This is a genomic window from Aurantimonas sp. A2-1-M11, from assembly GCF_036549475.1.
Taxonomy (GTDB): domain Bacteria; phylum Pseudomonadota; class Alphaproteobacteria; order Rhizobiales; family Rhizobiaceae; genus Aurantimonas.
In genome coordinates, this window is record NZ_JAZHLI010000040.1 from 1 (window position 1) to 7,171 (window position 7,171).

7 protein-coding genes are annotated in these 7,171 nt (G+C 66.5%); 6 read left to right on the plus strand and 1 reads right to left on the minus strand.

Annotation, left to right across the window (positions count from 1 at the left end; all coding sequences use genetic code 11):
• Nucleotides 1–192 precede the first annotated feature (192 nt).
• Entirely contained in the window at nt 193–1,176 is a 984-nt protein-coding gene (locus tag VQ042_RS16670; protein ID WP_331821303.1) for an O-antigen ligase family protein, read from the plus strand.
• A 152-nt stretch (nt 1,177–1,328) separates the two neighbouring features.
• Here the strand turns inward: VQ042_RS16670 and VQ042_RS16675 are convergent, their stop codons facing one another.
• Nucleotides 1,329–1,805 (minus strand): MarR family winged helix-turn-helix transcriptional regulator, encoded by a 477-nt coding sequence (locus VQ042_RS16675; protein ID WP_331821305.1) that lies wholly within the window; start codon nt 1,803–1,805, stop codon nt 1,329–1,331.
• 311 nt (nt 1,806–2,116) lie between these two features.
• Between VQ042_RS16675 and VQ042_RS16680 the strand changes: the two genes are divergently transcribed.
• From VQ042_RS16680 to VQ042_RS16700, 5 genes are all read left to right on the plus strand, one after another.
• Nucleotides 2,117–2,398 carry an acyl carrier protein gene (locus VQ042_RS16680; RefSeq protein ID WP_331821307.1) on the plus strand — a complete coding sequence of 94 codons (282 nt, stop codon included), beginning with the start codon at nt 2,117–2,119 and terminating at the stop codon, nt 2,396–2,398.
• An 86-nt stretch (nt 2,399–2,484) separates the two neighbouring features.
• Nucleotides 2,485–3,696, plus strand: a complete 1,212-nt coding sequence (locus tag VQ042_RS16685; protein WP_331821309.1) for a beta-ketoacyl-ACP synthase — start codon at nt 2,485–2,487, stop codon at nt 3,694–3,696.
• Nucleotides 3,697–3,703: 7 nt separating this feature from the next.
• Nucleotides 3,704–5,005: a beta-ketoacyl-ACP synthase gene (locus VQ042_RS16690; RefSeq protein WP_331821311.1), complete on the plus strand. Its 1,302-nt coding sequence runs from the start codon at nt 3,704–3,706 to the stop codon at nt 5,003–5,005.
• A 106-nt stretch (nt 5,006–5,111) separates the two neighbouring features.
• Complete coding sequence (locus VQ042_RS16695) at nt 5,112–6,185, plus strand: zinc-binding dehydrogenase (protein ID WP_331821313.1); 1,074 nt, start codon at nt 5,112–5,114, stop codon at nt 6,183–6,185.
• Nucleotides 6,182–7,138, plus strand: coding sequence for a lipid A biosynthesis lauroyl acyltransferase (locus VQ042_RS16700; RefSeq protein WP_331821315.1), 957 nt, complete (start codon nt 6,182–6,184; stop codon nt 7,136–7,138). Before VQ042_RS16695 ends, VQ042_RS16700 begins: the two co-directional genes overlap by 4 nt.
• Nucleotides 7,139–7,171 lie beyond the last annotated feature (33 nt).

Consider the following 7,171-nt stretch of genomic DNA (forward strand, 5'->3'; position numbering starts at 1 on the left):
TGATGGGCGGGCTCTGCGTCGCCTGGGTTGCCTTCGTCCTGCTGCGCAATGCCATGGTGCTGGTGCAAGCACCCGGGCCGGTGGACGGCTCGGCCGAGGGAATCTATCTCTTTCCGCTGATCTATCCGACCATCGGCTACGCCATCTATCTGAACTGGTCTCGGATGCCGGCGGCAGCCTTGGGCATTTCTGGTGATCAGCCTTCTCGCGCTTCTGGTGAGCCTCGAGCCGCAGACCCTGCTGTCGGGAGACCGGGCGCCACTCCTGTTTCACAGCAATCCGATCCATGCCTCCGTTGCCGGCGGCTTGATCGCGCTGGCGGCCGTTTGCTTCGGCCTGTTTCTCGCCCGGCCGGGCTCGAATGGCCGGGGGCTTCGCATTTCAGGCGTCGCACTCTGCATCGTCGTGGTCGCGCTCTGCTTCCTTGGCATCGCCGGGGCGCAATCCAAGGGCGTGTGGCTGGCGTTGTTGGGAGCCCTGCCTGTCCTGGTCGTCATGATGCTCACCGAGCGGACGCAATTGCGTCACTGGCTGCTTCTGGCAGGGGTGCTGGTGGCGGCGGCGATCCCGTCTGTCCTGTTCTCTCCGGAGATCTCGGCCCTGCTTGAACCGAATATCGGCACTGCCGTTTCGTTCGCCTCAAGCGCGACCCACACGGGCGATCCGCTTGTCGTGGTGGAGCGGCTGATCGCATCGGGCAGCGTGCCGCACACTCTCAACGAGCGGCTGATGATCTGGGTGAATGGCTGGGAGATCTGGCGAACCAACATCGTCTTCGGAACCGGGATCGCATGGGAAACGCTCTGGGACGGAACGACATATGCGGATGTCGGCTATCAGCTGATGCACAATGGCTATCTGGAAGTGGCGGTGCGCTACGGGCTGGTGGGACTGGCATTCTACGCCGTGCTCATGGTCTGGAGCCTCTGGCAGGCCTTCGCCTGCCGCAGCCGCGGCCTGATCCCTGCCCCGATGTTCATCCTGTATGTGACGGCGACCGCCATCTTCGGCCTGACGATGCTGACCAATTCCAACAACCGTCTGGCGATCGGCGAATCCTTCATGCTGGTAGCCGCGGGGTTCGGCTTCTGCTGCTTCTACAAGCTCCAGGACGCCGCGCGAACGGGCGGAGACGCACGCAGTGAAACCCCGGCCGGCAGTTTGAGCGGTTGGTGATCGTCGGCGTGCCGCTGCCGCCTGCGCGGGCGTCTGCGGCCGCAATAGGGCTAGGGCGGCAATGGACCTCCGCCCGGGCGCCAGACGCTTCAAGCTCCGAAAAGATACAACCTCAGCCGAAAAGACTTACGCCGACGGATGTCGTCGCTCCACTACTGACCGAAGGCCCGGTCGAGGCCGTCGAGGCCGCGTTCTAGGCCGTCGCGTTCCTCGGCGGTCAGCAGCGCCAGCACGTTGCTCTCGGCCTTCTCCACCTTCGGCATCAGGTCGGCAAACACCTTTGTGCCGTCCGGCGTCAGGGCGAGATATTCGAAGCGCCGGTCGGCGGTCGCCCGAGTGCGATGCAGCCAGCCGCGTTCATCCAGTGCCGAGACGGCGCGGCTGACCTTGGTCTTGTCCATCTCGGTGGCCTCGACGATGTGCGATGAGGTCACCGTCTCGCCCTCGGCGCTGCCGAGAATGACCAGTACGCTGAATTCGGGCGCCGACAACCGGTGTTCACGCTTGTGCACCTGGGCGGCGACGCGTCCAAGCACCGTCGCAGCACGGATCAGGCGGCTGGTCAGCAACAGATCCGACCGGCGGTCCGGGGACCGGGACTTTCTGGGCGTTGGCTGGCGCACGGTCATCGTTCTTGCTCCCAGTCGCCGGGATGGGGTCGCGGGTCGGCAGCCCTGCCGAATTGCCGTGCCGACACTTGCACTGCCAATCGTTGGAGAATGAGCCTGTCTCTTGTCCTACGAACGTCACAAAAGCGCCGTGCGTTCCCAACGCCGGCGCAATTCGCCTTGTCGTCGCCGCAGTGGTGCGCCACAGGGGCTGCAAGTTGACCCTGCCCCGCCGTCCACTGCCGCAGGATACACGTCGCTTTGCTTTTCTGGGCGAATTCCCTATAGCTTCGCGCCCAAATCGCTCTTCCAGACATGACAAGGATATTTCATTGTCTTCCACCTTCGACCGGGTCGCGGATATCATCGCCGAGACCAGCGAGATCGACCGCGCCGAGATCACGCCCGAAAGCCACACGATCGACGATCTGGGGATCGATTCGCTCGACTTCCTCGACATCGTGTTCGCCATCGACAAGGAATTCGGGATCAAGATCCCGCTCGAGAAATGGACGCAGGCCGTCAATGACGGCGACGCGCCGACCGAGGAATATTTCGTCCTGAAGAATCTCTGCGCCAAGATCGACGAGTTGCGCGCCGCCAAGGCCGGCTGAGGTCACGGAGCGGCGCCGTTCGTCACGGAGGCCCCCGGAAACCGATCGCCGGGCGTGAGGGACGATCGGGATAGTGGAACAATCGCATGACACACACTGCCAGGGACGTCGTGATCACCGGGATCGGGCTGGTGTCCTCACTCGGCGAGGGCATCGCGACCCATCTCGACGCCATGGTCCGCGCGCCGGCACCGCAGCCGCGGATTGATTCCGAAACCTACGCACCATATTTCGTCCATCCGCTGCCGCCGATCGACTGGTCCAGCCAGATTCCCAAGCGGGGCGACCAGCGGCAGATGGAGACCTGGCAGAAGCTGGGCACCTATGCGGCCGGCCTGGCACTGGCCGATGCGGGCATTCCGGCGGACGAGGCGGTGCGCGCCAAGATCGACATGGTTGTGGCCGCCGGCGGCGGTGAACGCGACACCGCAGTCGACGCGTTGGTCATGGAGAAGGCGCGCGGCGCCAACGACCGCGACCGGATCGTCAACGAAACCCTCGGCAGCGAACTGCGGCCGACCCTCTTTCTGGCGCAGCTCTCCAATCTCCTGGCCGGCAACATCTCCATCGTCCACAAGGTGACGGGCTCATCGCGCACCTTCATGGGCGAGGAAGCGGCCGGCATCTCGGCCATCGCCTCGGCCCGCGCGCGGATTGCCGCCGGCCAGAGCGACATCTGCCTCGTCGGCGGCTCGTTCTCGGCCGAGCGGAAGGACCTGATCCTGAATTTCGACCTCGCGGGGCTGATGCTGCGCGACGAATGGCGGCCGGTCTCCTCGCGGACCGAGGACCATGACGGCATCACCGTGGGCAGCGTCGGCGCCTTCCTCATCCTGGAATCGGCCGAGCATGCCGCGGCGCGGTCGGCCGTCGCCTATGCCAGGCTGGTCGCCACGACCGGCGATCGCGGCAAGCGCGACATCGAACGCACCACGGCGCGTTTCGAATCCGTTCTGCCCCCGGCTGCGTCCGAGGGCGCCGATACCCTCATCCTCAGCGGCGCGACCGGCATCAGTCCGTTGCTGCAGATGGAACGCAGCGTCCTGCAGAAGCGCTTTCCGGACGCACCAGTCAGGGCCTATGGGACGATGCTCGGACATGCGTTCGAGGCGCAGGTGCCGGCCGGCGTCGCGCTTGCCGCCGGTGCGCTGTCGCGGCGCGAGGTGATCCCGCCCTTCGATGTCGGCGAGGAACGCCCCGCTTCCAGGCCACCGCGCCGCGCGATCGTGACTGCCGTCGGCCATCTTCATGCCGAGGGTGCCTGCGAACTGGAAGCCGTCGACGGCCGCGGACTTTAAGGATCGGATGATGAGCGCGAACGGCAGCACGGCAGAGCTGGACTTTCTCGGACGCCCGGTGATCGCGATCACCGGGCTCGGCCTCGTCTCGTCGCTCGGCCGCGGGGTGGACGACAATTGGGACGCCCTGTCGGCTGGTCGCTCGGGCATTCACCGCATCGAGCGCTTCTCGACCGAGGGCCTGCGCACGACGATTTCCGGCTCGGTGGACTTCATGGGTCCTGGTGCAGAGACGTCGACGGGCCTATCCTACGTCATGGCGGAAGCGGCCGGCTCGGAAGCCGTGCGCATGGCGGGCCTTGCCGACGACGATTTCGGCGGCCCGCTCTTTCTCGCTGCGCCGCCGGTGGAAATGGAATGGCAGCACCGCCTGGCGCTCGACGCCATGGAGGGCGCAAGGATCGCGGAGGCCGGCTATGACCGTCTGCTACAGATCGCCCGCAGCCGACCCGACAAGGCGATCTACAACCTCACCCAGTGCAGCCGCATTTCCGAACTGCTGGCCGACCGGCTCGGCACGCGCGGCCTACCGATCACGCTGTCGACCGCCTGCGCGTCCGGTGCGTCGGCGATCCAGCTCGGCGTCGAGGCGATCCGTCGCGGCGAGACGGACCGTGCCATCGCCATCGGCACCGACGGCTCGATCACCCAGGAATCGCTGATCCGCTTCTCGCTGCTCTCGGCGCTGTCGACCAACAACGAGCATCCGGAAAAGGCCTCCAAGCCCTTTTCCAAGGACCGCGACGGCTTCGTCATGGCAGAGGGCGCCGGCGCCCTGGTACTGGAATCGCTGAGCGCCGCCAGGGCTCGCGGCGCGAAGATCCTGGGCATTATCCATGGCTGCGGCGAGCGCGCCGACGATTTCCACCGCACCCGCTCCAAGCCCGACGGCTCGCCGATCATTGCCACCATCCGGGCGGGCATTGCCGACGCGGGCATGGACCCATCGGACATCGACTACATCAACGCCCACGGCACCTCGACGCCAGAGAACGACCGCATGGAGGCGACGGGCCTTGCGGCGGTGTTCGGCGACGCGCTGAAGACCACGCCGATCTCCTCGAACAAGTCGATGATCGGGCACACGCTGACGGCGGCCGGTGCAATCGAGGCGGTGTTCTCGGTGCTGTCGATGCAGCGGGGTGTGCTGCCGCCGACGATTAATTACGACATGCCCGATCCGGCGATCGAACTCGACACCGTGCCGAACACGGCCCGGTCGGCTGACATCGCCGCGGTGCTGTCGAACTCCTTCGGCTTCGGCGGGCAGAACGCCTGCCTCGTCATCGGCCGCGAACCGCGCAACTGAACGCGCGGCCGCGGCGGGGACGCTCCGCCCGGCCGGCCATCGGCGTCGTTGCGGCGGACGAAGCCGCGAAGCGATGCCGTCATCTATCCAGTCTGAGGATCTCCCCATGCGAGCATTGCAACTCGTCGGCGACCGCGAACTCAAGCAGGTGGACCTGCCCCCGCCGCCGTCGCCCGGCCCCGGCGAAGTCACCGTCGACATCGCCGCCGTGGCGCTGAACCACATCGACGTCTGGGGCTGGCGCGGCATGGCCTTTGCCAAGCGCAAGATGCCGCTGGTGATCGGCGCCGAGGCCTCGGGCGTCGTCTCGGCGATCGGCCCCGGCGTGGCCTCGGTGCTGCCCGGCCAACTGGTGGCGATCTACGGCGCACAGACCTGCGGGCTCTGCCGCCCCTGCCGCGAGGGCCGCGACAATCTCTGCGAGCACGTCTCGGGCGTGCACGGCTTCCATCTCGACGGCTTCGCGCAGGAAAAGGTGAACCTGCCCGCCCGCCTGCTGGTCCCCGCACCTCCCGGCTGCGATGCCGTCGGCGCGGCGCTGGCGCCGGTGACCTTCGGCACCGTCGAGCACATGCTGTTTGACAATGCGCGTCTGGAGCCGGGCGAGACCGTCCTCGTCCATGCCGGCGGCTCGGGCATCGGTTCGGCTGCGATCCAGCTCGCCAAGAAACAGGGCGCGATGGTCATCACCACCGTGGGTTCCGACGACAAGATCGAACGGGCCAAGGCGCTCGGCGCCGATCACGTCATCAACTACCGGGTCGACCGGTTTGAGGGCGTGACCCGCAAACTGACGAAGAAGAAGGGCGTCGACGTCGTCTTTGAGCATGTCGGTGCGGACACCTGGGCAGGCTCCATGCTCTGCCTGAAGCGCGGAGGACGGCTGGTCACCTGCGGCTCGACCTCGGGCGTGTCCACCCAGATGAACCTGATGCAGCTTTTCCAGCAGCAGCTGAAGCTGTTCGGCTCTTTCGGCTGCCGCATGGAAAACATGCGCGACGCCATGCAGAAGATGGCGCGCGGTATCGTCTGCCCGGTGATCGACACCGAGATCGGCTTTGACCAGATCGACATTGCGCTCACGCGGATGGAAGCACGCGAGGTCTTTGGCAAGATCGTGCTGCGCGTCGCCGCCGATGCGCCGACCAGCCACGACGGCGGGACCGTGCGCGCGGCATGAACCTCTTCGTCGCGCGATATGCGCTACGGGCCAAGCGCGCCGCCGACTTCGTCATCGCGCAGGCGCTGTTCGCCGTGCTCAGGACCATCCGGCTGCTGCCGGCCGATACCGGGCTGGCCTTTGCCGACCGCACGGCCCGGCTGATCGGCCCGTGGTCCAGCCGTCACCGCCTGGCCGTCGACAATCTGCGGCAGGCCTTCCCGGAGAAGGATGCGGCGTGGGTCGAGCGGATTGCCCGGGAGAACTGGGGCCAGATGGGTCGCCTCGCCGCCGAGTTCGTGTTTCTCGACGACATCTTCGACCTCGACCCTGAAAGCCTACGCTCCGGACGCATCGAGGTCGACGGCGTTGAGATCTTCGCGGAGCTGCGCGAGCGCAAAGGCCCGTTCATCTTCTTCACCGCCCATCTTGGCTGCTTCGAGCTGCTGCCCATTGCTGCCGCCAGCTTCGGCCTCGAATTTACCGCGCTGTTCCGGCAGCCGAACAATCGCTACATCGCCCGCGAGGTGCAGGCGGCCCGGCGTACCAGCGGTGGCCATATGGTGCCCTCCAAGGCGGGGGCGGCGTGGTCGCTAGCCGGCATCCTGCAGCGCTCCGGCTCGGTCGGCATGCTGGTCGACCAGAAGTTCCGCAAAGGCGTGAAAACGACGTTCTTTGGCCGCGAGTGCCAGACCAACCCGCTGCTGCCCAAGCTCGCGCGGCAGTATGATTGCGAGATCTATCCGGCGCGGTCGATCCGCCTGCCCGACGGCCGCTACCGGCTCGAACTGCAGCATCGGCTGGAACTGCCGCGCTCCGCCAACGGCGAAATCGACGTTGCTGCCACCTGCCAGGTGCTCAACGACGTCGTCGAGGGCTGGGTGCGCGAGCATCCCGAACAGTGGATGTGGTTCCACGACCGCTGGAAGAGCGGCAAGAACCGTCGCAAGCAACCCCGGGCCGCAGCCGCGTAGGCCCTCGTGCGTCCGAGCGGACGCACGAGGGCC

Coding starts and splice junctions, on each gene's coding strand:
- VQ042_RS16675 (WP_331821305.1), bottom strand. CDS start 1,805: ATGACCGTGCGCCAGCCAACGCCCAGAAAGTCCCGGTCCCCGGACCGC.
- VQ042_RS16685 (WP_331821309.1), top strand. CDS start 2,485: ATGACACACACTGCCAGGGACGTCGTGATCACCGGGATCGGGCTGGTG.
- VQ042_RS16690 (WP_331821311.1), top strand. CDS start 3,704: ATGATGAGCGCGAACGGCAGCACGGCAGAGCTGGACTTTCTCGGACGC.
- VQ042_RS16695 (WP_331821313.1), top strand. CDS start 5,112: ATGCGAGCATTGCAACTCGTCGGCGACCGCGAACTCAAGCAGGTGGAC.
- VQ042_RS16700 (WP_331821315.1), top strand. CDS start 6,182: ATGAACCTCTTCGTCGCGCGATATGCGCTACGGGCCAAGCGCGCCGCC.